The 23,389-nt window shown below is 70.9% G+C and carries 24 protein-coding genes; 14 read left to right on the top strand and 10 right to left on the bottom strand.

Annotation, left to right across the window (positions count from 1 at the left end; translation table 11 throughout):
* Window positions 1–66: 66 nt before the first annotated feature.
* The 6 genes from BIU99_RS12930 to BIU99_RS12905 all read left to right on the top strand — a co-directional run bounded on the left by BIU99_RS12930 (window position 67) and on the right by BIU99_RS12905 (window position 5,152).
* Window positions 67–1,746: a S8 family serine peptidase gene (locus tag BIU99_RS12930; RefSeq protein ID WP_064295976.1), complete on the top strand. Its 1,680-nt coding sequence runs from the start codon at window positions 67–69 to the stop codon at window positions 1,744–1,746.
* A 61-nt stretch (window positions 1,747–1,807) separates the two neighbouring features.
* On the top strand, window positions 1,808–2,497 hold the full coding sequence (locus BIU99_RS12925; protein WP_064295975.1) for an SOS response-associated peptidase: 690 nt from the start codon (window positions 1,808–1,810) through the stop codon (window positions 2,495–2,497).
* Between the two features lie 128 nt (window positions 2,498–2,625).
* Entirely contained in the window at window positions 2,626–3,276 is a 651-nt protein-coding gene (locus BIU99_RS12920; protein ID WP_071261569.1) for a TetR/AcrR family transcriptional regulator, read from the top strand.
* 57 nt (window positions 3,277–3,333) lie between these two features.
* Entirely contained in the window at window positions 3,334–4,119 is a 786-nt protein-coding gene (locus BIU99_RS12915) for an MBL fold metallo-hydrolase (RefSeq protein ID WP_071261568.1), read from the top strand.
* Between the two features lie 80 nt (window positions 4,120–4,199).
* Entirely contained in the window at window positions 4,200–4,721 is a 522-nt protein-coding gene (locus BIU99_RS12910; RefSeq protein WP_197479075.1) for a hypothetical protein, read from the top strand.
* 41 nt (window positions 4,722–4,762) lie between these two features.
* Window positions 4,763–5,152: an MmcQ/YjbR family DNA-binding protein gene (locus BIU99_RS12905; protein WP_071261566.1), complete on the top strand. Its 390-nt coding sequence runs from the start codon at window positions 4,763–4,765 to the stop codon at window positions 5,150–5,152.
* Between the two features lie 18 nt (window positions 5,153–5,170).
* Here BIU99_RS12905 and soxR read toward each other — a convergent pair whose 3' ends face one another.
* Together soxR and BIU99_RS12895 are read right to left on the bottom strand one after the other, a co-directional pair.
* Entirely contained in the window at window positions 5,171–5,614 is a 444-nt protein-coding gene (gene soxR, locus BIU99_RS12900; RefSeq protein ID WP_255376695.1) for a redox-sensitive transcriptional activator SoxR, read from the bottom strand.
* A 214-nt stretch (window positions 5,615–5,828) separates the two neighbouring features.
* Entirely contained in the window at window positions 5,829–7,097 is a 1,269-nt protein-coding gene (locus BIU99_RS12895; RefSeq protein WP_071261565.1) for an HNH endonuclease signature motif containing protein, read from the bottom strand.
* Window positions 7,098–7,315: 218 nt separating this feature from the next.
* Here BIU99_RS12895 and BIU99_RS12890 point away from each other — a divergent pair, with 218 nt between their 5' ends.
* Both BIU99_RS12890 and BIU99_RS12885 read left to right on the top strand, forming a co-directional pair.
* Window positions 7,316–7,612, top strand: coding sequence for a hypothetical protein (locus BIU99_RS12890; protein ID WP_064295970.1), 297 nt, complete (start codon window positions 7,316–7,318; stop codon window positions 7,610–7,612).
* Between the two features lie 10 nt (window positions 7,613–7,622).
* A complete protein-coding gene (locus BIU99_RS12885) occupies window positions 7,623–8,138 on the top strand; it encodes a hypothetical protein (RefSeq protein WP_139205434.1) in 516 nt (171 codons plus the stop codon).
* Between the two features lie 23 nt (window positions 8,139–8,161).
* On the opposite strand, the gene BIU99_RS12880 is transcribed toward BIU99_RS12885, so the two are convergent.
* The 3 genes from BIU99_RS12880 to BIU99_RS12870 all read right to left on the bottom strand — a co-directional run bounded on the left by BIU99_RS12880 (window position 8,162) and on the right by BIU99_RS12870 (window position 11,760).
* Window positions 8,162–8,353, bottom strand: coding sequence for a YbdD/YjiX family protein (locus BIU99_RS12880; RefSeq protein WP_064295968.1), 192 nt, complete (start codon window positions 8,351–8,353; stop codon window positions 8,162–8,164).
* A complete protein-coding gene (locus BIU99_RS12875; protein ID WP_082916134.1) occupies window positions 8,353–10,674 on the bottom strand; it encodes a carbon starvation CstA family protein in 2,322 nt (773 codons plus the stop codon). Before BIU99_RS12875 ends, BIU99_RS12880 begins: the two co-directional genes overlap by 1 nt.
* A gap of 78 nt (window positions 10,675–10,752) precedes the next feature.
* Window positions 10,753–11,760: a LacI family DNA-binding transcriptional regulator gene (locus BIU99_RS12870; protein ID WP_071261563.1), complete on the bottom strand. Its 1,008-nt coding sequence runs from the start codon at window positions 11,758–11,760 to the stop codon at window positions 10,753–10,755.
* 110 nt (window positions 11,761–11,870) lie between these two features.
* Here BIU99_RS12870 and BIU99_RS12865 point away from each other — a divergent pair, with 110 nt between their 5' ends.
* From BIU99_RS12865 to BIU99_RS12850, 4 genes are all read left to right on the top strand, one after another.
* On the top strand, window positions 11,871–12,920 hold the full coding sequence (locus BIU99_RS12865) for an alpha/beta hydrolase (RefSeq protein WP_064295966.1): 1,050 nt from the start codon (window positions 11,871–11,873) through the stop codon (window positions 12,918–12,920).
* Window positions 12,917–13,933, top strand: a complete 1,017-nt coding sequence (locus BIU99_RS12860; protein ID WP_071261562.1) for an alpha/beta hydrolase — start codon at window positions 12,917–12,919, stop codon at window positions 13,931–13,933. Before BIU99_RS12865 ends, BIU99_RS12860 begins: the two co-directional genes overlap by 4 nt.
* Entirely contained in the window at window positions 13,933–15,261 is a 1,329-nt protein-coding gene (locus tag BIU99_RS12855) for an MFS transporter (RefSeq protein WP_175116868.1), read from the top strand. The genes BIU99_RS12860 and BIU99_RS12855 overlap by 1 nt, the downstream gene beginning before the upstream one ends.
* Window positions 15,262–15,388: 127 nt before the next feature.
* Window positions 15,389–15,895 carry a hypothetical protein gene (locus BIU99_RS12850; RefSeq protein ID WP_064295964.1) on the top strand — a complete coding sequence of 169 codons (507 nt, stop codon included), beginning with the start codon at window positions 15,389–15,391 and terminating at the stop codon, window positions 15,893–15,895.
* 83 nt (window positions 15,896–15,978) lie between these two features.
* Here the strand turns inward: BIU99_RS12850 and BIU99_RS19980 are convergent, their stop codons facing one another.
* Entirely contained in the window at window positions 15,979–16,131 is a 153-nt protein-coding gene (locus tag BIU99_RS19980; RefSeq protein ID WP_157583494.1) for a hypothetical protein, read from the bottom strand.
* A 225-nt stretch (window positions 16,132–16,356) separates the two neighbouring features.
* Here BIU99_RS19980 and BIU99_RS12845 point away from each other — a divergent pair, with 225 nt between their 5' ends.
* Window positions 16,357–17,013, top strand: coding sequence for a response regulator transcription factor (locus tag BIU99_RS12845; RefSeq protein WP_064295963.1), 657 nt, complete (start codon window positions 16,357–16,359; stop codon window positions 17,011–17,013).
* Window positions 17,010–18,092 carry a sensor histidine kinase gene (locus tag BIU99_RS12840; RefSeq protein ID WP_071261561.1) on the top strand — a complete coding sequence of 361 codons (1,083 nt, stop codon included), beginning with the start codon at window positions 17,010–17,012 and terminating at the stop codon, window positions 18,090–18,092. Before BIU99_RS12845 ends, BIU99_RS12840 begins: the two co-directional genes overlap by 4 nt.
* Before the next feature lie 19 nt (window positions 18,093–18,111).
* On the opposite strand, the gene BIU99_RS12835 is transcribed toward BIU99_RS12840, so the two are convergent.
* Genes BIU99_RS12835 through BIU99_RS12820 form a run of 4 tightly spaced genes read right to left on the bottom strand, consistent with a single transcriptional unit; the run spans window position 18,112 to window position 23,379 of the window.
* A complete protein-coding gene (locus BIU99_RS12835; protein ID WP_071261560.1) occupies window positions 18,112–18,438 on the bottom strand; it encodes an NIPSNAP family protein in 327 nt (108 codons plus the stop codon).
* A 17-nt stretch (window positions 18,439–18,455) separates the two neighbouring features.
* Window positions 18,456–19,634: a mannose-6-phosphate isomerase, class I gene (gene manA / locus BIU99_RS12830; protein WP_071261559.1), complete on the bottom strand. Its 1,179-nt coding sequence runs from the start codon at window positions 19,632–19,634 to the stop codon at window positions 18,456–18,458.
* Window positions 19,631–22,384, bottom strand: a complete 2,754-nt coding sequence (locus tag BIU99_RS12825; RefSeq protein WP_071261558.1) for a CIA30 family protein — start codon at window positions 22,382–22,384, stop codon at window positions 19,631–19,633. Before BIU99_RS12825 ends, manA begins: the two co-directional genes overlap by 4 nt.
* A complete protein-coding gene (locus BIU99_RS12820) occupies window positions 22,381–23,379 on the bottom strand; it encodes an ROK family protein (protein WP_071261838.1) in 999 nt (332 codons plus the stop codon). Before BIU99_RS12820 ends, BIU99_RS12825 begins: the two co-directional genes overlap by 4 nt.
* Window positions 23,380–23,389: the final 10 nt, after the last annotated feature.

Below are 23,389 nucleotides of genomic sequence, written 5' to 3'. Positions count from 1 at the left end.
AGATCCTCTGTCACGATCTCCTCAGGCCGGCCGCCGTGGGGGCGGCCGTCGCGATGAGGAGTGACGATGGGTGTGCTTCGCGGCAGCGTGTCCGGTGTGCTGGCGGTCGTCCTCGCCTGCGGTGCCGTCGGCGCCGGCACCCTCCCGGTATCGGCCGTCCCTGCCACGACCGCGGCTGCCTGCCGTTCGCTCCCGGCACCCGCCGTCGAACTCCTGCATGCCGGAGACGCACGGACGGCGTTCGGCGTGGACGGTTCGGGGGTCCGGGTCGGGATCATCTCCGGATCCTTCGGCAACGCCGGAGCGGAGGCCGTCGCAGCCGACGTCGCCGCAGGACTCCTCCCCGGGCCGGGGAATCCCTGCGGCTTCGGGACGCCGGTCTCCATCCTGAACGACCCGCCGGTCGGCCAGGACGACGAAGGACGGGCGATGGCTCAGCTCGTGCACGGGATAGCCCCCGGGGCCGAGATCCTCTTCGCGTCCGACAGCGCCGGGTACCCTGCCGCCGTGGACCTGCTCGTCGCCAATGGTGCCTCGGTCATCGTCGACGACGTGCAAGGCGGCGAGGACCGTCGCTACCGGACTGGTCCCGGCGAGGCGGCCATCCGTCGGGCGGTCGACGCCGGTGTGTTCGTCGTCACCGCGGCCGGGAACTTCGCTGTGCCGGGCGCACCCGGTTTCCCGAGCGCCGGGTCTCCGATCGGGTCCTGGGCGACCGACCGCTACCGCCCCACCGATTGCCCGGGGAACGTCTCCGAGCTGTTCGACGCCGGTTCCGTCGACTGCCTCGACTTCGACCCCGGTGACGCGGTCGACTCGGCCATGGGGGTCACGCTGCCGGCCGGTTCGATCATGGTCGGCTCGCTCGATTGGGGCGAGCCCGACGGCGGGGTGTCCACGGAATTCGAGTACGTCCTGTCAGTGGAGGACCGGACGATCCCGTTCCCGGCGGCGGACCCGCAGCTCGCCACGGGCACCGCACCGCTGCAGAACCTGTCGGACACCGAACAGTCCGAGGTGCAGGTCAGTGTCGTCCGGCACCTGACGGCCACCGCGGCGACCCCTCCCCTCGCCCTCACCTGGACCCCGTTCCCCGGCCGGCCGGAGCTGATCGCGCAGGAGTACTTCCGGTCGACGGCGACGGACATCGTCGGCGCAGCCCTCTTCGGCCACCAGGCGACTCCCGAGGTGTTCAGCGTCGCAGCCGTCGACGCGGCAAACTCCACCCTGGAGACCTACTCCTCCCTCGGGCCGTCGACCATCCTCTTCGGCGTCCCGACACCCGTCGTCGTCCCCGGTCCGACCGCAGCCGGTGTCGACGATCTCCCCGTCTCGACGACCGTCCTCACCGGCTCCGGCAACTTCCGGGGAACCTCGGCCGCAGCCCCCACCGTCGCTGCTGCGGCAGCGCTCGTCCGTCAGCTCAGGCCGGATCTGACGCCGGGTCAGGTGCGAGCAGCGCTCACCGACCATGCGCGTCTCGACACCATCACCATCCCCTGGGACCCCTCGATCCCGACCGAACGTTCGGTCGGCGCGGGCCTGATCGACGTCGGCGCGAGCCTGCAGGCCGTCTCACTCCCGACCCCTCCGGGGCCCACCACCGTGTCCGAAGCGGCGATCGACGCCCTCCCGCCGACCGGGCTCTCGGGAACGGCGCTGCTCGCGACCGTCGGTCTCGCAGGATCGCTCGCCGGGGCCGGGGCGTGGCTGCTCCTCGGACGACGGCCGAGGCGTCGGGCCTGACCCCGTCACGAGGCCCGGTCCAGGCCTCGACCTCACGGTTCCCCGCTCCTAAGCTGAGCCCATGTGCGGTCGCTTCGTCGTCACCGATTCCACGTCCACCCTGCTCGCGGACCTCGTGGCCGAGTTCGAAGCGCCCGCGCCCGACTACAACGTCGCGCCCACCACCGAGGTGACGGTGGTCCGCACCCGGCACGAGGAGCGGACCGCGACCAGCGCCCGTTGGGGTTTCGTCCCCGGCTGGGCCAAGGACTTCGCGAAGCAGCGCCCGCAACCCATCAACGCGCGGATGGAGACGGTCGCGACCGCCTCGATGTTCCGCAAGGCCTTCGCATCGGCACGGTGCATCGTCCCGGCGACCGGTTACTACGAGTGGGTGGTCACCGAGACGGGCAAGCAGCCCCACTTCATCCACGACCCCGACGCCGAGCTCGCGATGGCGGGCATCATCAGCGCTTGGCCCGACCCGGCCAAGGCGGAGGACGACCCCGACAAATGGCGGTTGTCGATGGCGATCATCACGCGGGACGCGCACGTCTCACCGGGCGAGGTCCACGACCGGATGCCGGCCTGCCTGACCCCCGACGGCTACGACGACTGGCTCGGCGACCACCTCGACACCGACCAGCTGTTGCAGCTACTCGACCGCGAGTCCTTCGCGGTCGCCCACGATCTCACCCACTACGAGGTCACACGCGACGTGAACAACGTCCGTAACACGGGCCCGCACCTCATCGAGCCGCTCCCGGGCTGAGTGGTCGGCGCGGGCGGTCGTCGAGTTCCTCAGCTTCCTCACAGACGATCGTCTAAGCTAGACGAGCGTCTGACTCAGACGATCGTCTAGCGGCCCGAGCCCGGGCCCTCCACCTCGAAGGAGCGCTCGTGAGCGGTCTGCGCCAGTACGCGATGAACCAGGTCCGCGACGAGATCATCGACGCCGCCGGACTCGAGTTCGGCCGGAACGGCTACGCCGGGACGTCGTTCTCCGGCATCGCGTCCGTCATGGGCAAGCCCAAGTCGGTCATCGGGTACCACCTCTTCCCGTCGAAGCGGAGCCTCGCGCACGCGGTGATCGCGGAGCAGGACGAACGGTGGCAGGCGGCGGACGCACGGATCGGGGTGCCCTACGGCGCGCTCCGTTGGGTGACGATGATCCTCGCCTCCGCGCAGGAAGCGCAGCGGTCCCCCATCGCGATGGGCGCCATCCGGCTCCTGCACGAACTGCCGCGGATGGACGATCCGGTCTACACGGTGTTCGACTGGCGGGCCTACACGCGTACGAACCTCCGCATGGAGGCCGCAGCGCACGATCTCGACCTCCCCGACCTCGACGGCGTCGCAGACGTCCTGCTCGACGCCTGCTTCGGACTCGTCACCACGACGGTGGGCGACGACGATGCGGCCGATCTCAGTGAGCGACTGATCACCCTGATCCGGCCGATCCTCGCGACCGTCGATCCCGCCGGCGCCGCAGCCACGACGACCGCCGCGGCGGCCGCTCATGAGCTCGTCGCCGGGCCAGCTGAGCACTGACCTCCCCGGGCATCGACCCCTCCCCCGAACCCCGTCTCCGCAATCGGAAGGACGCCCATGTCCCAGATCGACGCCGTGCCGAACGGCACCACCCGCAGCACCACGGTCGCGGATCGCGTGCACCTCGTGCAGGGCCCGTCCGTCAACTGGATCATCGTCGAGGGCGACCTCGGGCCGGTCCTCATCGACACCGGCTACCCCGGCGACGGTGCAGCCGTCACCGCGACCCTCGGCGCGCTCGGCTACGCGGTCGAGGACGTGCGGGCGATCCTGCTCACCCACGGACACAGCGACCACATCGGCAACGCGACGTTCATCGCCGGGTTGGCGGAGTGTGACATCCTCGCGTCCCGCGACGAGATCCCCAACGTCCGCCGGGAGGTGCTCGAGCAGGTCGGGCTCGCCGACGTCCAACCCCACCTCGAGCGTCCCGGGGTCGCCGACTGGGTCAGCCACGCCGTCGAGGCCGGCGGACTCGAGGTCGTGCCGCCGGCGTCGGTCACCGCGATCGAGGACGTGCCCGAGCTCCGGGCGATCCTCGGGGTCGCGGTCCGCCCGCTCCCCCTCCCCGGCCACACGCGCGGGCACCTCGGATTCCTCCTCGTCGAGCATGGTGTCCTCGTCGCGGGCGACGCGCTCGTCACCGCCCACCCCACCAGCCCTCACGACGGTCCGCAGTTGCTCCCCGAGATGTTCCACGGCGACCTGCAGCGCGCCCGCCAGTCGTTGACCACGCTGGCCGGACTTCCGGCCTCCGTCGTGTTGCCCGGACACGGCCCGGCGTTCTTCGGCTCGCCGGCGCAGGCAGCGGCGGAAGCCCTCGCCTTCGGGAGTGCGTTCTGAACCTCCGGCTTCCCGTCGGACCACTGCGATAGCGTTGGTCACGTCTCCGAACCCGGATCCCGAGCCACGAGGAAGTGACCATGAAGAACCCGTTCCGCCGCGACGGCAGCCCGAACGATGGCAGCCCGGTCGATGAGCAGACCGACGTCCCAGAGCAGCCGAACCAGGGCCGCACCCTCGAACCCGCTCCCGAGGTACTGGCCGAGCTCGACGCACTGAACGAGGCCTGCCGGGCGGCGCCGGACGACATCGACGCGCAGATCCGGCTCTGGCGGGCGGTCGCCGCACTCGACCGGTGGGTCTTCATCAACCGCGGTCCGGAGGACGACCCTCGGCCCTATGCGATCGCCGCGGAGCCCGGCAACCTGCTCTGCATCTACAGCAGCGGGACGCGGGCGCAGGAGGCCGCCTACGCGAACGGCCTGGTCCCGTCCGATGCCACGGTGTCGCTGCTGGCGGTCCCGATGCCGGGCGCGATCGACTGGGTGCTCTCCTTCGGTGAGTTGGGCGTCGCCGGCGTGACGATCGACTACCCGCGCCTGGGCGCCTGGTCGCCGCTCCCGAACCTCGCCAGGCTCCGTCCGGCAACCGGCCAGGGCTGACGCCGACGCCGACACCGACACCGACACCGAGGAGGACCACGATGCACGGCTCGGAGCTGCAGGACCGGGCGGCACGCCGCGCCGACGAACTCCCCGGTGCGGAGCTGACGCACCCGTTCGGCGAGGAGTGGGACGTCTACAAGGTGCGCGGCAAGGTCTTCATGCTGCAGACGGGGGCGACGGGCCAACCCATCGTCACCCTGAAGGCGAGGCCCGAGGACAGCCGCAGCCTGCGCGAGGCCTTCCCCGACATCATCCCCGGTTACCACATGAACAAACGACACTGGATCTCGCTCAAGCCGGACGGTGAGCTCGAACCGGCGTTCGTCGACGACCTCGTCACGGAGTCGTACCTGCTCGTCGTCGAGGGGCTGCCGAAGCGGCTGCGGCCGGTCGATCCCGGCACGTTCGGGCAACTCCGCGAACGCTGAGCACCGGGCCGGCAGCACTCAGACCGGGATTCGCCTGGCGCCGGTGCCGGTGTCGCCGAGTTCGTCGTCGGGGTTGAGGAGCGTGCACGCCTTCATCGAGAGGCAGCCGCAGCCGATGCAGCCGGTGAGCTCGCGTTCGAGTTGCTCGATCCCGCGCCGACGCTGTTCGAGGACCTTCTGCCAGCGGCGAGACGCGCGCTGCCAGTCCTCGTGACTCGGGGTGCTGGAGAGCGGCACATCGGCGAACGCCTCCGCCACGTCTTCGAGCGGGATACCGAGTCGCTTCGCGACCGAGATGAGCGCGACGCGGCGCAGCATGTGCCGGGGGTATCGCCGCTGGTTGCCGGTGGTCCGTTCGGAACCGATGAGGCCGAGCCGCTCGTAGTAGTGCAGCGCCGACACCGCGACGCCGGTGCGACGACTCATCTCGCCGACACTGAGCAACTCGTCGGGGCTGTGCACCGCGTTCCACCAGCTTCCTCGAATCGACCTCAAGCGACCTTGAGGTACAGCTCGTCTCGACGCTACAGGAGCCGCGCATGTCCGGGCACACCTTCTCGCCCGCTGAGCGTGCGACCCGACCGCCCTTCGACAGGCTCAGGGACCAGCGTGTGCGGCACACTCCCCGGTCACTGAGCTTGTCGAAGTGCCCACGAGAAACCCCTCGTCGGCGGGGTCAGAACGGTGCGGGGTCCGGTTCGGTCCGGTGGTGCTTTCCGTCGGGTGTCGTCCACTCGAGGACGCCGCCGGGTCTGTGGTCGAGGTTCCAACCGGGGAGATGCTTCATCCGGTGATGATGTCGACAGAGACAGGCGAGGTTCCCGACATCCGTCGTCCCGCCGTCCTCCCACGCGACCGAATGATCGAGGTCGCAAGCCCGGGCCCGTCTTCCGCAACCGGGTGCCCGACAGGTGCCGTCCCGCAGGCGTACAGCGCGTTGGAGGTCGGCCGGAACGCGGTACTGATTCCGCCCGACGGAAAGGACCGCGCCGGTCTCGGGCTGGACCAGGATCCGGGTGAAGCTCGGTGCGTTCACCGCGATACGGGCGGCGGTCTCCGGGTCGATGGGGCCGTAGCCGTCGAGCATGCCGGGTGCATCGGAGACGCCGGCCATCGTGAGCGCCGGGACCGTGATCTGCACGGTCGGTTTGATGTGCTCCTGCACCTCGATCGGGTGCGGAAGTACCGGGCTCGACATGACGTCGTCGGGTGTCACACCGGTGAGGGCAAGCGCCGCCAGGGCGTCGGCCTGCAGCTGGGCGCAGGTGCGGTTGTCGCCAGATGCGCGTGATTCTGAGGCCGCTGCTTCGATGCGCTCGAGGATGCCCTGGGCGATCGGGGCGGTGGTGAAGAGATGCACCCAGGCCATGCCGTCCGCTGCGGGCTCGAACTCCACCCGGCGGTCCGCCTCCGAGCGGACCGCTCTAGCGGTGATGGACTCGGGGTGGGGCCGCTCCCGGAGCACTCGGGCGTGCCTGCGAAGGTTCGCGTTGGTGGACGCTTCCGCAACCGGCAGGACTTCCGCGAGGAATACTGGCCGCCCTTCGGTCGGGACGTCACTGAGCTGGTCGATGATCGTCTGCGCGTGCCTGGCCGAGATGCGACCGGCCTCGAGGGAGGCGAGCACGGCCGGTGCGTCGTTGACGAGCCGCTCGGCGTCGTTCGTCGCACGCTGCACGGTCCGCTCAGGGGTGCGGGTCGCCATCGCGAGCGCCGCACACGTCGAACGACGGGACAGGGCCTGCCGTTCCGCCGGCGGGAAGATCGCCGGGACCGTGGCGTCGGCGAAAGCGTCCGCGTAGGCGGCGGAACGGGCGAGGAGCCGGGCCTCCTCGGCGTCCAGCGCCGCACGCCGACGCTGGATGTCCGCGTAGTGGTCCGAGAACTCCGCGAGCTGCGCGGCGTATTCGTCGCCAGCTCGAACTGCGGAGGTGGTCTCGATCATGGCTCCAGTCCACCATGGACCACTGACATTCCAGATGCCGAGTGAGGGTGACCATGAAGTTGCTCGTGTGCCCTTCGACAGGCTCAGGGACCGGAGGAGAATGGCGCCGAGTTCGTGAGGTTGTCCGTCTGCCCTTCGACAGGCTCAGGGACCGGAGGAGGGTGCTCAGGGATCGGCGGGGGGTGCGGCGGATTCACGACGTTCCGTAGGCTGGAGGGGTGAAGCTCATCGCCACCGTCCGCGACCGCGCGACCATCACCACCGAAGCCTCCGCACCCGACGTCGCCGCTCTGCGTGCCGCTGTCATCGCCTCCACCCCTCCCGGGCACGCCCTCGCCGGACTGCACGGCGGTGGCCGAGTGAACGGCGACCTCGTCGGCACCGCGGTCTTCCGTCCGACCGCCACCCGCACCATCGAGGCCGAGGGTCGCGACTACCCGAGCGCTCGCAAGGCACTCGAGGCACTCGTGCCGGAGGAGCAGGTCGTGCTCTCCGTCCACGCGGTGGACCAGTAGGGACTCCGGCGTGAGCGGCCACGCATTCTCCGTGGGATCGATGGTGCGCTTCCATGAGGTCGTCTCACCGCTTCCACCGACCGACACCCTGACGGCCATGCTGTCGACGCTGCAAGCGGACGGCTTCGCCGTGGCTCCAGAGGAGTTCACCGCCGACCCCTGGACCATCCGCTACGCCGTCATCGGCGACGACGCCGCCTCGAACTGGAGCGGGTTCGCCCTGGAGGTCGTGCCGCTCCTCTCGCTGCTCGGCGTGCGCCGGCCGTTCGCCCGGTGCGCGGTGCCCGTCGCCGTCCGGCCGACCGAGTACGGCTCCGTCCTCCACACGACGACGGTGTGGGGGTTCAAGGGTGAAGCCAGCACGGTCGGTATGGTCGCCAAACGCGTCGCGGCCGCCACCGAGCAGGCCACCCGGGTCGTCGGCGGGACCCACCGGGCCACGCTCTCGATGATCGACCGCACCGTCCCGATCGACGGCCGGCGCTTCCAGCGGCTCACCGGCTGGAAGCAACGCTCACGGGCCTGAATCGCATCGACAGCAGCCGCCACTCAGCAGCAGCGCGAGCCCGGCGTCCGGTCCTGCTCCGCGAAGCGCTCTCGCCAGAACGTGCGCTCGTCCGGAACGGCTGCGTCGGGATGGACGCGACGCTGGTGATCCACGTAGGTGGCGTAGGCGGTGTCGCCCATCAGCGAGGTGACGAACCACCGCAGCGCGGCCCAGCCCCGTCGTATGCCGGCCATCAGTGCCCCGACCGCGCGGGTCGCTTATCGGCGTCCACGGTCGACCACTCGCGCTCGAGCGCCTTCTCCGCCTTCGTGGCGAGGAGACCCGACGGCGCGTACCGGCGCGACGGCAGCGCCGGATCCTCCGAACTCGGCCCGCCACCCGAGCGGAACGACCGCGCCGTGTGGAGGATCGCGAAGAAGATGACGATGATCGCGAGGGTCACGAACAGGATCGAGAGCACTCCCTGCACGGTGGTGTTCCGCACGACCGCCTCCATCGCCGCCCGCGTCGGCGCATTGCCGAAGCTGTCCTCGCCCGCCGCGAGCGCCTCGCGGAACGCCGCGTTCTGCGCCCAGTAGCCGACGGCCGGAACCGGCGAGAAGATCTTGAACATCGACGCGGTGATGGTGACCACGGCGGTGAAGGCCAGCGGGACGGCGACGATCCACAGCCACCGGAAGTTCCCGCGTTTCGCCACGATCGCCATGCAGACGGCGAGCGCGATGGCGGCGAGCAGTTGGTTCGCGATGCCGAACAACGGGAAGAGGGTGTTGATGCCGCCGAGCGGATCGGTGACGCCCATGATGAGGATCGCTCCCCACGCCGCCACCATCACCGCAGTGCAGATCCACGCTCCGATCCGCCAGTCCGGGTCGCGGAACTTCGGGATGATGTTGCCGAAGGTGTCCTGCAGCATGAAGCGCGCCACGCGCGTCCCGGCGTCGACGGCGGTGAGGATGAACAGCGCCTCGAACATGATCGCGAAGTGGTACCAGAACGACATGAGCGACGTGCCGCCGATGAGTTGCTGCATGATGTGCGCGAGGCCGAGGGCGAGCGTCGGCGCACCGCCGGTGCGGGAGACGATCGACTCCTCCCCCACGTTCGCCGCGGTCTGCGTGAGCACGTCGGGCGTGAGGTTGACCCCGGCGAGACCGAGCGAGTTCACGAACGCGACCGCCCCCTCGACGGTGCCACCTGTCGCCGCCGCGGAGGAGTTCATCGCGAAGTAGATGCCGCGGTCGATCGACAGTGCCGCGACGAGGGCCATGATCGCGACGAACGACTCCATGAGCATGCCGCCGTATCCGATGAAGCGGGTCTGGCGCTCCTTCTCGATCAGCTTCGGCGTGGTGCCCGAGGCGATGAGCGCATGGAAGCCGGAGAGGGCGCCGCACGCGATCGTGACGAAGAGGAACGGGAACAGCGAGCCGCTGACGACCGGGCCGGCGTCGCCACCGGCGAACTCGCTGAACGCCGGGACCGTGATCTCCGGGCGGACGAGGACGATCGCTCCCGCGAGCATGACGATCGTGCCGATCTTCATGAACGTGGAGAGGTAGTCACGTGGTGCGAGGAGCAGCCACACCGGCAGGATCGCGGCGACGAAGCCGTAGACGATGATCCCGACGGCGATGACCGTGCGGTCGAGGGTGAACGCCGCGGCACCCCACTCGGTCTCGGCGACCCAGCCGCCGGCGACGATCGCGAACATGAGCAGGACGAAACCGATGATCGAGATCTCGGTGATCTTGCCCGGCCGGATGAACCGCAGGTACACGCCCATGAAGAGCGCGATCGGGATCGTCATCGAGACGCTGAAGACACCCCACGGGCTCTCGCCGAGCGCGTTGACGACGACGAGGGCGAGGATCGCGACGATGATGACCATGATCGCGAGCGTCGCGATGATCGCCGCCGTCCCGCCGATCACGCCGAGCTCGTCGCGCGCCATCTGGCCGAGGGAGCGGCCGCCACGGCGCATCGAGAAGAAGAGGACGAGGTAGTCCTGCACGGCACCCGCCAGGATCACGCCGATGATGATCCAGATGGTGCCGGGCAGGTAGCCCATCTGTGCCGCGAGCACCGGGCCGACGAGGGGACCGGCACCGGCGATCGCCGCGAAATGGTGGCCGTAGAGCACCCGGCGGTCGGTGGGGACGAAGTCCTTGCCGTTGGCGAGGTACTCGGCCGGGGTCGCTCGTCGGTCGTCGGGGCGCAGCAGCTTGCGTTCGATGAGCTTCGAGTAGAAGCGGTAGGCGATGAGGTAGGTGCAGACCGCCGCGAAGACGAACCAGATCGCGTTGACCGTCTCACCGCGGACGAGGGCGAGCATCGTCCAGGCGAGACCGCCGAGGAGGGCGATGGCGACCCACAGGATCACCTTCGCCGGGGTCCATCTCGGGGCGAGGTCGGCCTCGTCGACCGCCGTGGGCGGCAGCTCCGGATCCTGGACCAGGACGGGTTCCGCCTCCCCGCCGCCCGCGGGCTGCACCGCTCCGTCCCGCCCCGATCCTGCGCGTGCTCGGTCCTGTCGTCCGGCGTCGTTGCCCATGACGATTCCTCCCTCAACGGTGGTGTTCGTGCGTCGAGGCTAACAGCGTCGCGGCGGCGGGCGCTCGCGGGGTCGGGGTCAGACGCGGAAGGTGGTGCCTCGGACGACCAGGTCGGGTGCGAGCTGGACCGATGAGACGCGGGCGTGCTCACCCGAGAGCCGACCGAGCAGGAGATCGAGCGCCGCGTACCCGGACTCCTCGAACGGCTGGCGGACGGTCGTGAGATCGAGCGCCGACGCCAGCGGTCCGTCGTCGTAGCCGACGAGCGAGCGCCCCTCGGGCAGGTGCGCGCCGGTGACGCGGAACGCCCGATGCGCGGCGGCGGCCAGCTCGTCGTGGTTGGCGACCACGGCGGTCGCTTCCGGGTCGGCCCGGAACGCCCGCTCGAGCGCGGCACCGACGGCTTCGACGAGGTCCGTCGCGGCGACGTCGGCCACGGCCTCGGAGACGGAGAGCAGGTGACCCAGGCCGCGCGCCCGCAGCATGCCGGCCGACACGTACTCCTCGGAGCGTTGCGGTTCGTGGAGGAACACCACGCGTTCGTGACCGAGCTCCGCGAGATGTCGAGCGATGAGTTCACCACCCTGCTCGTCGTCGATCAGGACCGAGGGCAGCCCGAGCCGCCGCTGCGCGCCGTCCGGGACGTCGACGAGGACGACGGGCGGGCCGGGGAGCGCCTTCGACTCCAACGCGGCCGGTGACAGCGGCACGCCCATCACGATGATGCCGTCGATCCCCGCACGCATGGGCAGCGCGTCGAGGACGGGACTGTCGCTCCCCGCCGCCGAGGGGAGGTCGTGCACGACGATCTCGACGGAGTCCGTCGCGGCGCGCTCCATGAGCCCCGACAGTCGCCGGTAGTAGGAGGCGTAACTCGAGAACGGCGCCGCGACGGCGATCCGCTGAGCGCCGCTCGCGGCGGCGCCACCTCGGTAGCCGAGCTCCGTCGCCGCGGCGATGACCGATCGTCGCGTCGCTTCGTTCACGCGCTGCGGGTGGTTGATGGCCAGGGAGACGGTGGAGATGCTCACGCCAGCACGCTTGGCCACCGCGTAGATCGTGGCCTTCTGCGGTCGCTCGTCCATGGCGCACCTCCTCCGTCGATCCTAGCCCGTAAAAAGTTCTTTGATCGAAGTTCTTCGATAACGGATACTCGAACCGGACACGGCATCGATGCCGGGATCGGAGGAACACCATGGCTCGGAGCAAGCCCACCGTCGACGCGTTCGTCACGGCGGTCACCGGGCGTCTGGCATCACTGCAGCAGACGCCCGAGCCGAAGGATCCCGTCGGCCGGCGTGCACACGCGGCCGCCTTCGACCGGGTGTCCTCCGAGGCGCTCGGCACCGAGACCCTCGTGGCGGCGACCGAGGACCACACCGTCCACGTGCCCGGCCACCCTGACGCACGGCTCCGCGTCTACTGGCCCGACCAGCAGCGACTCCCAGCCCTCGCCGACGGTGCGTCCGGTGGTCGGCCCGTCCTCGTCTACTTCTTCGGCGGTGGCTTCACGATCGCCGGGATCGACTGGATCGGTTGGGATGCCGGGTTCCGTCGCCGCGCCAGGGAGGCCGGTGTCATCATCGTCGCCGGCGAGTACTCCTTGGCCCCGGAGGTCCGGTACCCCGCGCAGCCGGAGCAGTGCTGGTCCGTGTTCGAGTGGGCGGCCGAGCACGCACGTTCACTCGGCGGCGACCCCGACCGACTCGCGATCGGCGGTGCATCATCGGGCGGGAACCTCGCCGCCGCCGTGACCCTCATGAACCGCGACCGCGCCAAACGACCGATCCGGCTGCAGCTGCTCGAGGCGCCGTCACTCGACCTGACCCGCGGACACCTCGACGCCCGGGGGATCACGCAGGTCCCGGGTGCCATCCTGCGTCGCCTCGCGCGCCAGCTCGTGCTCCAGTACCTGGGGCCGGACCGGGCGACGCAGCGCGAACCGTACGCATCGCCGCTCCTCGCGACCGACCACCGGGATCTGCCGCCGGCCGTCATCTACACGGCGGAGATGGACCCGCTCCGCGGAGACGGCGAGGCCTACGCCCGCGTGCTGAGCGAGGCCGGCGTGCCGGTGAGCTGCGTCCGGTACATCGGGCAGACGCACACCTCCGGCGGGCTGACCGGTCACGTCCCGGCGGCAGACCACCTGCATCGCGACGTCATCACGACCCTGCGGACGCTGCACGAGGAGCCGGCGAGCTACGGTGCGCCGCTCCGCGAGCCGGCGGAGGCCTCGCGGTGACGTCCGTGGAGGAGCTGCGGCTGGATCCGGGTGTCCTCGCCTGGGCTGGGCGGATCGAGCAGCACGCGGAGCAGCTGCCGGCACTCCGCTCCTCGGACCTGGTCCTCCGTCGGCAGGCGGCGCGGCGGCTCTCCGACCTCCTGGCGGAGGAGTTCACCGAACCCGCGCCGCCGTCGGTCGAGATCACCACGAGCTGGATCGACGGACCGGCCGGGCCGCTCGAGCTCCGCCGATACCGCCCGGAAGGACTCCCGTCTCCGGCGCCGACCCAGCTCGCGCTGCACGGCGGCGGCTTCACGTCGGGCACCGTCCACGAGCTCCTGAACGACCGCCTCCTCGCCGCCCGGGCGCTCGCCGCCGGGATCCAGGTCGTCGCGCTCGGATACCGGCTCGCACCCGAGCACCCCTATCCGGCCGCCGTCGACGACACCGTCCACGCCCTTCGGGTCCTGACGACCGAAGCGGGCCCGAGCCGTTTCGACGTCGACCCAGGCCGCCTGGGCATCGCCGGCAACTCGGCGGGCGGCGGGATCGCGGCGAGCGCCGTCCTCCACCTGCGTGACTCGAGTGATCTCCCGCTCGTCCATCAGGCGCTCGAGGTCCCCGCGGTGTCGCTGACCCCATCGGGCGACTCCGCCACACGGTATGCGCGCGGGTTCGGACTGGACGACGCGGAGGCACTCGTGCCGCTGTATCTCGGCAGTCCGCGGGCGGTGGACGCCTACGCCTCCCCGCTCGAGGCCGACGACCTCTCGGGCCTGCCGCCCACACTGATCCAGGTCGCCGAGCACGACCCGCTCCGCGACGCAGGTCTGGCGTACGGACGCCGACTCATGGAGGCGGGGGTTCCGACGATGACGTGGATCGGGCACGGGCACGTCCATGCGTCTGGTGGTCTCACGGCCGTCATGGAGGGGGCGAGGGAGTGGCAGGCGGTCCAGGCCACCGCGCTCCGTGAGGCCTACGGGACGAACCCGCTCACGCCAGAGCCGATCCAGCCGAGGAGACGATGATGTCAGCTCACACCCCACCCACCGGTCCGTCCACAGAACCCGCCGAGCCGGAGCCGCGGATCGGTGACGCCGTCCCCGTCGCGGCGGTCGATCCGGACGCCGTCCCCGGGTCACCGCAGGCACGCGGCTTCCTGCCGCTGTTCGTCCTGGCCTGGTTCGGGGTCACGCTGGCGCTCGGCACCATCAGCGGTGCGTCGATCCCGAAGGCCCTCGCCTTCCTCGACGACGCGACGAAGGGGACGAACCTCTCGATCGTCGCGGCGGTCGGTGGCATCGTCATCATGATCATCACGCCGCTGTTCGGCCGGCTGTCCGACCGTTCACGTTCGCGCTTCGGGATGCGGCGACCGTGGATGCTCGGCGGCGCGATCGTGGCGCTCGGTGGGGTCGCGATCCTGGCGACGGGTGACAGCCTCGCGGTGACGATCCTGGGCTGGAGCATCGTGCAGCTCGGCTTCGGTGCGACGAACATGGCGGTGCACGCGCTGCTCGCCGATCAGATCCCGGCGCGGATCCGAGCGCGTGTCGCGGCCGCCGCCAGCGTTTCGGGCGGGCTCGCCCTGATCGTCGGTGCGCAGATCGTCGCCGCCCTCCCGAATGACGCGCGGTGGACCTGGTTCGTCGTCCCGGGCCTGATCGGCGGCGTCCTGAGCACCGCGCTCGTGTTCGGGCTCCGGGACATCGTGCGGACGGTACCCGCTCCGCCGCTGCGCCTCGCCGACGTCCTGTCCACGTACTGGCTGAACCCCGTGCGCTACCGCGACTTCTTCTGGGCTTGGGCCTGCCGGCTGCTCGTGACGATGTCGATCGTCTCGGTGTCGATCTACCTGTTGTTCTTCATCATCGACCAGTTGGGCATCCCGAAGGAGCAGGCATCGGGGGTCCAGGCGAACGCGCTCATCATCTTCACGGTCGGGAACATCGTCATGACGGTGCTGTTCGGCTGGATCTCCGACCGGACCGGGCGACGGAAACCGATCGTGCTCGTCTCCAGCCTGCTGAGCGCCGTCGGGCTCGGGGTCGCGATCGTCTCCCCCGACGTCACCGTGTTCCTCGTCGGCATCTTCATCGTCGGAGCGGCTCAGGGAGCCTACGTGTCCGTGGACATCGCCCTCATGACGGAGGTGTTGCCGTCGTTCGACGAGGCCGGCAAGGACCTCGGCATCGTCTCCCTCTCGTATCAACTCCCGCAGCTGCTCGTACCGATCGTCGCCGTCCCCCTACTCGCGCTCGGTGGCGGGGAGAACTACCACGCGCTGTATCTCGCGGCGATCGTGTTCGCCGTCCTGGGCGGACTCGCCGTGCTGCCGATCAGGTCCGTGCGGTGAGATGCGCATCGGCACGGTCAACGGCTTGCAGGGGTTGGTTCCGGGGTGGTTTCCAGGCGGGATCCATCTCGGACCCAGGACCCGGAGCGACACTGGATCACACCCGACCCTTGACCACCGGATCCCCATGACCCTGCCGTTCCCCACCTCGCCCGATGACGTGCTGCAGCGGCGACCGCTCCGCGCCGCGCTCGCGGACGCCGTGCTGCAGGACTTCATCGACGACCTCCCGGTCCCCCTGCGACCGACCGACCTCGCGACCCGGCTCCTCTACCCACGCTGGCAGGTGTACTCCGACATCCACGAGGGCAGACTCGTCGCCGAACGGGTCCGGAACAACAAACGGTTGTTGAAGATCGACGTCGAGCGGAACCGGGCGTGGATCGCTCGCGGGCTCGCCACCCGTCGGGCTCGCGCCGGGTCCGCCGTGGGCGAGGCGGGGCCCGAGTCGCCCGTCTCGGTCGTCATCGTGGATCCCGAGGCCCTCGCGCAGCTGAACACCCTCACGGCGACCGGCTTGAGCGTGCGGGAGGCGGTCGAGCATGCGCTCACCGTCCTCGGCTCGCGCGAAGCGGCGACCACCGCCACGGTGCCCGACATCGACTCGCGTGGCCGACAGGTGCGGGCGGGCTGACGCGGCGGAGACTCGTCAGATCGACGTGCGCATCGCGGCTCGAGCCAGTCGACTCCACGCGAGGCGTGGTGATGCGATCGCCGTCAACGGCCACCCAGCGCGAGAACGACGATGAAACCGACGACGAGGACGACGGCCGCGACGATGACGACGGTCGCAATGATCCCGATGCCGACCGTGGGAAGCTGGTCTGCGGACGAGCGACGACGCGCACCGCTGTCTCGTCGTGGTCTCACGTGTGGTCCCCCATGCAGATCGCGCTGGCTCTGCGCCGGCATCCTGGACCCCGACGCGCCGGGCAGCGTCGACCGACCCGGTTGACTCAGTATCGACGGCGCGGCGTTCCGTCCACATCCTGCTGCGGGCTATTCCACCCCCGCCACCTGGCGGGTTCGGCCTCCTGGCCGTCGCCGCGCGGTTCTCGGGACTCGTAGGGTGAGAGTCGAACTGAGGAGGACACCGTGATCGGAGTGGCCATCGTCGACGACGAGGCGTTGGTACGGTCCGGGTTCGAACTCATCCTGGGTGCCGTCGAGGACATCGAGGTCGTCGCCTCGGTCGACGGGATCGGCGCCGTGGAGGCGATCCGCTCGAGCCGTCCCGACGTCGTCCTCCTGGACGTCCGCATGCCAGGGCGTGACGGGCTCGACATCCTCGACGAACTGCAGACCTGGGACGACCCGCCCGTCGTCGCGATCCTGACCACCTTCGACTCCGACGACTACATCGCACGCGCCCTCCGCAGCGGCGCCGCGGGGTTCCTCGTGAAGGACACGGACCCGGAGCAGCTCCCGATGCTGCTCCGATCCCTCGCCGCTGGCGGCATCGTGCTGTCCCCGCAGGTGTCCCGGACACTCGTCGGCGGATTCGCCCGCACCGCCGACCGCGAGGCGGCGAAGCGACTGTCCGCGCTGACTGTCCGCGAACAGGACGTGCTCGCGGCGCTCCGGACCGGCGCGTCCAACACCGAGATCGGCGAGGCACTCCACCTCAGCCGCGCGACCGTGAAGGACCACGTGAGCGCGATCCTCGGCAAACTCGAGGTGACGACCCGACTCGAAGCCGCGATCATCGCCGAGCGTGCCGGGGTCCGCGGCGACGAGGCGACCCCGCGGTGAAGCGGCGCTCCCGGCTCTGGTCGGTCCTCCTCGAACTCGCCCTCATCGCGGCGGCGGCCGTCGAGAGCCTGACGACGCTCGAGTGGGCGACGCCCTGGGAGTCCGGCCTGGCGATCGCCGCCGCGGTCGGCCTCATCTTCCGGCGACGCTGGCCGTGGCTGTCGCTCCTCCTCGCCGTGCCGGCCTTCACCCTCAACCTCGCCACCCTGGCCGGGTTGGCGTCGCTGTTCTCCGTCGCGGTGCGGGAGCATCGACGCTGGCGGCTCGTCACGACGGGCGCCGTCGTCTTCGTCCTCGCCGCGGTGCCGTGGTGGGGGTGGACCTCGCCCAACTACACGATCCTGTCCATCGTGTACGCCGCGCTCTACGCGGCGGCGCCGATCGCTTTCGGTCTGCTCGTCCGCACCCGCCGCGAACTGTTCGACCGCATCCGCGACCTCGAGCAGATACGACGCAGCGAGCGGGCGCGCATCGCCTCCGACGTCCTCGTCGAGGAGCGCACGCGCATCGCCCGGGAGATGCACGATGTCGTCTCCCACCAGGTCAGTCTGATCGCCGTCCAGGCCGGTGCGATCCAGGTGCAGACCGAGGAACCCGCGACGAAGCGGATGGCGGTGACGATCCGGTCGCTCGCGTCGCGCACACTCGACGAGCTGCGGGACATGGTGACGCTGCTGCGCGCGGAGACCGGACACGCGCCGCTGGCCCCGCAACCGACGGTCGACGACCTCGACCGGTTGATCGCGGACAGCGGCATCGCCGTCACCTCCGCCATCGAGTTGCCGGACGGCCTCCCCGCACCCTTGCAGCGTGCGATCTACCGGACGGTGCAGGAGGGGCTGACGAACGCGCGCAAGCATGCGCCGGGGGCCGCGGTCGACGTACGCGCCGAAGCCTCCGCCGACGAGGTCACCGTGGTCATCCGGAACACCCGCCCCGCACGCGCGTCGGACAGCTCGTGGTCGTCCGCGGGCCACGGCCTCGTCGGCCTGAGCGAACGCGCCGAACTCCTGAACGGGTCCCTCCTCACCGAGGACGCGCCGACCCGGTTCACCCTGACGTTCCGCGCGCCCTACTGAGGCTCAGGGCCACTGAGGCTCAGGGTCGGAGGTCCGCTTCATCGCCGAAGAGCGGCGTCTGGAAACGACGCTCGAAGCGCACGATGCAGCCGGTGCCCCGCACGAGCTCGTAGGCCTCGACGCACTCCGGGTCCGTCGCCGCGGCGATGCGGTACTGCTCGTACGCGGCGAGCGACGGGAAGCTGAACAGCGCGAACGCCTCGTCGTTGTCGCCCTCCGCGGGGAGGAAGTAGCCGTGGTGGTCGCCACCGAGCCGGTTCACGAGGCGGATCCAGCGCCGCCCGTACTCGGTGAAGGTGTCGAGTTGCTCGGGGTCGATCTGGTAGCGGAGGTGGATGGTGATCATGGGTCCAGTCTGGCCGGTCAGCCGGTGGCGACGAACACCGTCCCGTCCGCGGACACGGTCACCGGGTCCGGGCCCGGCGAGACGAACACCGCAGCACCGCGCTCCAGCACCACCGTGTCCGGGCCCTGTTCCACGCGCGCGGTACCGGCGGTCACGACGATCACGGCCGCCCTGCCGCGAGCGAGGTCGCCCGCCGTCCCCCGGTCGACCTTGACGAGTTCGAAGTCGTCGACCGGCACCGGGTAGACGAGCCCGCCCTCCGGCCGGACGACCGGCTCGACGAACGGGACCGGCACCGGTTCGAACTCGAGGACGGCGAGCAGTTCCGGGACGTCGACGTGTTTCGGCGTCAGCCCGCCACGGAGCACGTTGTCGCTCGAGGCCATGACTTCGACCCCGAAGCCGGAGAGGTAGGCGTGGATGTTGCCCGCGGGCAGGAACAACGCCTCGCCCTCGTTCAGTGTCACGAGGTTGAGGAGCACCGCGACGACGATGCCCGGGTCGCCCGGGTACTCCTCGGCGAGTTGCCGGACGAGCTCGCGCTCGGCCGCCCAGCGTGGGTGATCGGTGTCGGTACGCGCGGCCGAGACGACGGCGGCGACCACGCCGGGCGTCCGTCGTTCGAGCACCGCCCGCACCGTGTGTTCCAGACCGGCGTCGAGCAACTGCCCCGCCAGTGTCTCGAGCACCCGCCGGTCGGTCCCCTCGACGAGGCCGGCGAGGTGGACGAGCAACGCCTGCGACCGGTCTGTCGCACGGAATCCGCACAGTGCACGGAAGCCGTCCTGGAGGGCGACGATGATCTCCGGCTTGTGCGAGGCGTCCTTGTAGTTCCGGTGCGGCGCGTCCCGGGGCACGCCCCGGCGCTCCTCGTCCGCGAACCCGGCCCTGGCGCGGTCCGGGGTGGGGTGGACCTGGAGGGACAAAGGACCAGCCGCGGCCAGGAGCTTGAGCAGGAAGGGCAACCGGTCCCGTCCACCCAGGGCCGCGTCGGGGTCCGAAGCGAGCCAGTCGTTGAGGCTCGCGGGGCCGCCATCCTCCGCGTCGACGAGGGTGGTCACGCTGTCGGGGTGCGCCCCGAGCCAGAGCTCGGCCTGGGGCGAACCGTCGGCCGGCACGCCAAGCAGCTCCGGGATGGCCGTCGTCGAACCCCATGCGTACCGTCGGGGGTCGCTCGTGATGCGGTGCAGGGTCATCCGTGCACGCGCCGACGACCGCGGAACAGCAGCAGACCGCCCATGGCGAGCAGCGCGAGAACGCCGACGATCCACGGCGTCGCCTCGAGGCCGGTGCGGGCGAGGTCGCCCGCGGGAGCGTCGGTGGCGCCGGCGTTCGAGCCTCCGGCCTCGCCGGTGCCGGGCTGTCCGGTACCCGGCTCGCCCGTGCCGGGTCCCGGGTCCACCGCAGCGACGATCGTGGTGACGTCGTCGACCAGCAGCGTGCCGGTCCCCTCGCCGCCGAGGTAGAACCCGATCTGGGTGACGGAGGTGGGGTCGAACGCCGCCTCACCGGCCCACGCCGGCGGGGCGAAGTCCGAGAACGGGATCTCGACCAGCTGCCAGCCCTCGCCCACGATGGGCGCGACCGTCTCCCAGTACGTCCCCCGCGTCACGAACTGGACGGTGACGTCGTCGCCCGGCGTCCCCTGCACCCAGAGCTCGAGGCCGCTGTACCCCCACCAGTCCTGCGGCGTCTGGAAGGTCCGGACGACACCGGCGTAGCCGGGACCGGCGAGGTCGTAGGCGGCCGACATCGCCTGCGACCCCGAGTCGGGGTTGCTCGTGAGCGTCGGCGTGATCGCTCCACCGCCGACGTTGCGCACATAGGCGGCTTGGAGTGCGGCGTCGTCGGGGTAGGACTCGAAGTCCTCCACGACGAGCGGCTCGCTCGGGAGGGCCTTCATCAGGAAGTCGGAGGCTCCCGTGCTCGTGGCGGTCGTCCCGGCCCCGTTGACCGCGGACACCGACCACCAGTACCGCTGCCCTGCCGTGAGCGAGACCGTCGGCGTGATGGAAGTCGTCCCGACGCCGTCGACGACGACGACCGGGTTCCCAAGATCGGCCTGCGGGGAGAGCGTGAAGCGGTAGTACGCCGCGCCGGCCGACGGCTCCCAGCTGAAGGTCGGCGTCGCCGTCACGTCGACGGTGCCCGGTACGGGCGACGTCGAACCGAACGCCGCGGGCGGTCCGCTCGGGGCGTCCACCGCCGACCAGATGGTGGCCCGCGACAGCGTCGCGCCCGCGGCGAGGGTCACCCGCAGGTACGGGCCGACGAGGTCGCGTGCGACCACCGCGCCGCCGACGCCGGCCTCGGTCGCCGCGGTCTGCCAGGTCGAACCGTCGGCGCTGGACTCGACGACGACCGACCCGGAGACCGCGAACGCCGCCGCCGACAGTCGGTCCTGCTTCCAGGTGACGCTGGCACCGTCGGCGACCGCCGTCACGCTCGTCCCGTCGGCACGGGGCGTGATCGCCAGGTCGTCGTGCGCTTCGGTCAGCAGCCAGGACTCGAGCGGGTCGACGAGCACGCGGGTGTCGGTCTCGGTCGGGACCGGGTCCGACAGATCGGCGACCGCGCCGGCCGCGTCGAGGGCGACCACCCGGTAGACGGCGCCCGCGGGTGATCCGAAGTCCGTCGCCGATCCCGCGTCGGCGGCGAGGACACCCGTGTCGACCGGCGTCCAAGCCGTTCCGTCGATCGTCCGCTCGACACGGTACGAGACTGCACCGCCGGCACCACGCCACCGGACGGTGTTGATGCCGTTCGCCCGGTCGATCGCCGTGATGAGCGGCGTCCCGACGGCGGGAGCGGCCGGAACGGCACCGATCGCGGCGGCGTAGGCGGTGATCGCGGAGACCCGGGCGCGCTCGGCGTCGGTCGCACCGGGAGCGTGGATCGTGAAGCCGTCGTCGTGCGGCACGAGCCCGCCACGGTCGTTGTTGCCGAACAGCGACCAGAACAGCATGCCGGTCACGTTCGGGTCGGCGACGAGCGGTTCGAGGAGCGCCGGGCTCGCAGCCGTCGAGGCGTACTCGCCGGCCAGGTAGACCTTGCCGGCGGCGGTGACCGTCGCCGCGTCCGCGGAGACGCGTGCGGCGGTGGGCGGGTAATAGTGCACGTCGACGATGTCGAGCCCCGGCGCGGCGAGCGTGTCCGGATCGATGTCGAACCGACGTCCGGCCGCCACAAGCTGCTGCGGGGCGCGTTCCTTGATGAATGCGACCTGCCGGTCGATCCAGGGCGCGGTCATCCCCTCCAACTCGTTCCCGAGTTCCCACGCCATGATCGTCGGGTCCGCGGTGTACGGCACGCCGGTGAGCGCGTTCGTCCGCTGGAGGATCGCGTCGACGTACGCCTGGTAGGCGGCGATCGGACGCTCGTCGGTGTAGAAGTCGGCGGACGACAGGCCGTAGGGCGTCGTGAAGTCGCGATGCCCGCCGTGGTAGTACTCCCACTCATCGGTGAGCGGGAGGACGAGCCGGATCCCGAGTTTGCCCGCGTAGGCGATGGCGAAGTCGATCGTGGCGAACGCCTCCTCGTTCATCTGCCCGAGGGCCGGCATGATGGCGAGCGGGTTCGCGCCGTCCTGACCGGTCGAGGTCATCATGTGCGTCCGGACGACGGTCGAGCCCATCCGTGCCGCCGCGTCGAGGGTGTCGGCGATACGGAAGGCGGTCGGGTAGTCGACCCCGCCCACGTTCTCGTCGAGACCGAGCCAGTAGATGTTCGGTCCGCTGAAGCGGAAGGTCTCGCCGTCGAGCACGAGCCGGGAGCCGTCACGCTCGACGAACGAGGTGTTGAGCGACGTCCAGTCGGTGGGCGCAGCGGCGGCGGGGGTCGCGAGCGCCGGGAGCAGCGCGGCGGTGACGGCCGCGGCGAGTACGCCCGCCGCGAGACGTCCTCGGGCGCTGCGACGGGGATGGTGCGGGTCGGTGGTGCGGTTCATCGTGCCAGGCTCCTTCGTCTGGGATGGTGCATCAGGTCGTTCGCCGGGAGGCCGAGAGCCTCCGGTCGGTGGATGAGTGCTGCGGCGCCGAGGATCGGTCCGGCGCCGTCGAGGGCGGAACCCGTGACGACCACGTCGGCGGCGTAGTCGAGCACGATGGCGTCCTGCACCGCGGCGCGGACGAGGTCGAGGTAGTCGGGGCTGACGGCGGTGAACCCGCCGCCCACGGCGACCGCTTCGAGGTCGAGGAGGGTCGCGGCGCTGGCGATGGCCTGGCCGACAGCCGTGGCCGAGCGGACGACGGCCGCACGGGCGATCGGGTCGCCGGTGGCCGCCGCGACGGCGAGTTCCTCCCCGGTGTGCCCGTCCCAGCCCATGGACCGGGCCCAGGCGACGCTCCGCGGACCGGAGGCGATGCGTTCCAGGGTCGCGTCGTCGGCGGACGTCCGCGCGTCCCGCGAGGCGATCTGCACCTGACCGATGTGGCCGGCGTTGCCGCTGCGGCCCGCGATCAGGCGGCCGTGCAGGATGACCCCTCCGCCGACCCCGGTCGAGACGATCATCGCCATCGAGTTCTCGGTGCCACGCGTCGCTCCGAGCCAGTGCTCGGCGAGGGCGATGCAGGTGCCGTCGAGCCGGACCACCACCGGGGCGTCCGGCAGCAGCCTCCCGACGTGCGCGCGCAGGTCGAAGCCGTGCAGCTGCGGGAGGTTCTTGGGGCTGACCGTCCCGCGCTCCAGGTCGACCGGGCCGGCGGAACCGATGCCGACGCCGACGAGCGCGGACCCGTCCGGCAGGTGTGCGACCGAGGCGAGGACGACCCGGTCGACGGCGTCCTCGAGCGCCCGGCGCCCGGCATCGGGCCCGGTCGGCGCCCGGTGCGCGCTGCCCTCGACCACGACGCCTTCGGCCGTGACGAGTGCCGCCTCCACTTTGGTACCGCCGAGGTCGACCGCGAGCGCGATCGATCCCGACGGGTCCTGCCTCCCGGTCATGTCCGCCAGG

The sequence above is a fragment of the Plantibacter sp. MMLR14_011 genome, from assembly GCF_001865025.1.
Taxonomy (GTDB): Bacteria; Actinomycetota; Actinomycetes; order Actinomycetales; family Microbacteriaceae; genus Plantibacter; species Plantibacter flavus_A.
The sequence above is the reverse complement of the archived record's forward strand: the minus strand, read 5'-3'. Positions and strand labels throughout refer to the sequence as shown.

Bases quoted from the DNA above. Each gene is read 5' to 3' on its own strand.
- BIU99_RS12930 (WP_064295976.1), top strand. From the start codon at position 67: ATGGGTGTGCTTCGCGGCAGCGTGTCCGGTGTGCTGGCGGTCGTCCTC.
- BIU99_RS12925 (WP_064295975.1), top strand. From the start codon at position 1,808: ATGTGCGGTCGCTTCGTCGTCACCGATTCCACGTCCACCCTGCTCGCG.
- BIU99_RS12915 (WP_071261568.1), top strand. From the start codon at position 3,334: ATGTCCCAGATCGACGCCGTGCCGAACGGCACCACCCGCAGCACCACG.
- BIU99_RS12910 (WP_197479075.1), top strand. From the start codon at position 4,200: ATGAAGAACCCGTTCCGCCGCGACGGCAGCCCGAACGATGGCAGCCCG.
- BIU99_RS12905 (WP_071261566.1), top strand. From the start codon at position 4,763: ATGCACGGCTCGGAGCTGCAGGACCGGGCGGCACGCCGCGCCGACGAA.
- BIU99_RS12895 (WP_071261565.1), bottom strand. From the start codon at position 7,097: ATGATCGAGACCACCTCCGCAGTTCGAGCTGGCGACGAATACGCCGCG.
- BIU99_RS12880 (WP_064295968.1), bottom strand. From the start codon at position 8,353: ATGGCCGGCATACGACGGGGCTGGGCCGCGCTGCGGTGGTTCGTCACC.
- BIU99_RS12875 (WP_082916134.1), bottom strand. From the start codon at position 10,674: ATGGGCAACGACGCCGGACGACAGGACCGAGCACGCGCAGGATCGGGG.
- BIU99_RS12870 (WP_071261563.1), bottom strand. From the start codon at position 11,760: ATGGACGAGCGACCGCAGAAGGCCACGATCTACGCGGTGGCCAAGCGT.
- BIU99_RS12865 (WP_064295966.1), top strand. From the start codon at position 11,871: ATGGCTCGGAGCAAGCCCACCGTCGACGCGTTCGTCACGGCGGTCACC.
- BIU99_RS12855 (WP_175116868.1), top strand. From the start codon at position 13,933: ATGTCAGCTCACACCCCACCCACCGGTCCGTCCACAGAACCCGCCGAG.
- BIU99_RS12850 (WP_064295964.1), top strand. From the start codon at position 15,389: ATGACCCTGCCGTTCCCCACCTCGCCCGATGACGTGCTGCAGCGGCGA.
- BIU99_RS12835 (WP_071261560.1), bottom strand. From the start codon at position 18,438: ATGATCACCATCCACCTCCGCTACCAGATCGACCCCGAGCAACTCGAC.
- manA (WP_071261559.1), bottom strand. From the start codon at position 19,634: ATGACCCTGCACCGCATCACGAGCGACCCCCGACGGTACGCATGGGGT.
- BIU99_RS12825 (WP_071261558.1), bottom strand. From the start codon at position 22,384: ATGAACCGCACCACCGACCCGCACCATCCCCGTCGCAGCGCCCGAGGA.
- BIU99_RS12820 (WP_071261838.1), bottom strand. From the start codon at position 23,379: ATGACCGGGAGGCAGGACCCGTCGGGATCGATCGCGCTCGCGGTCGAC.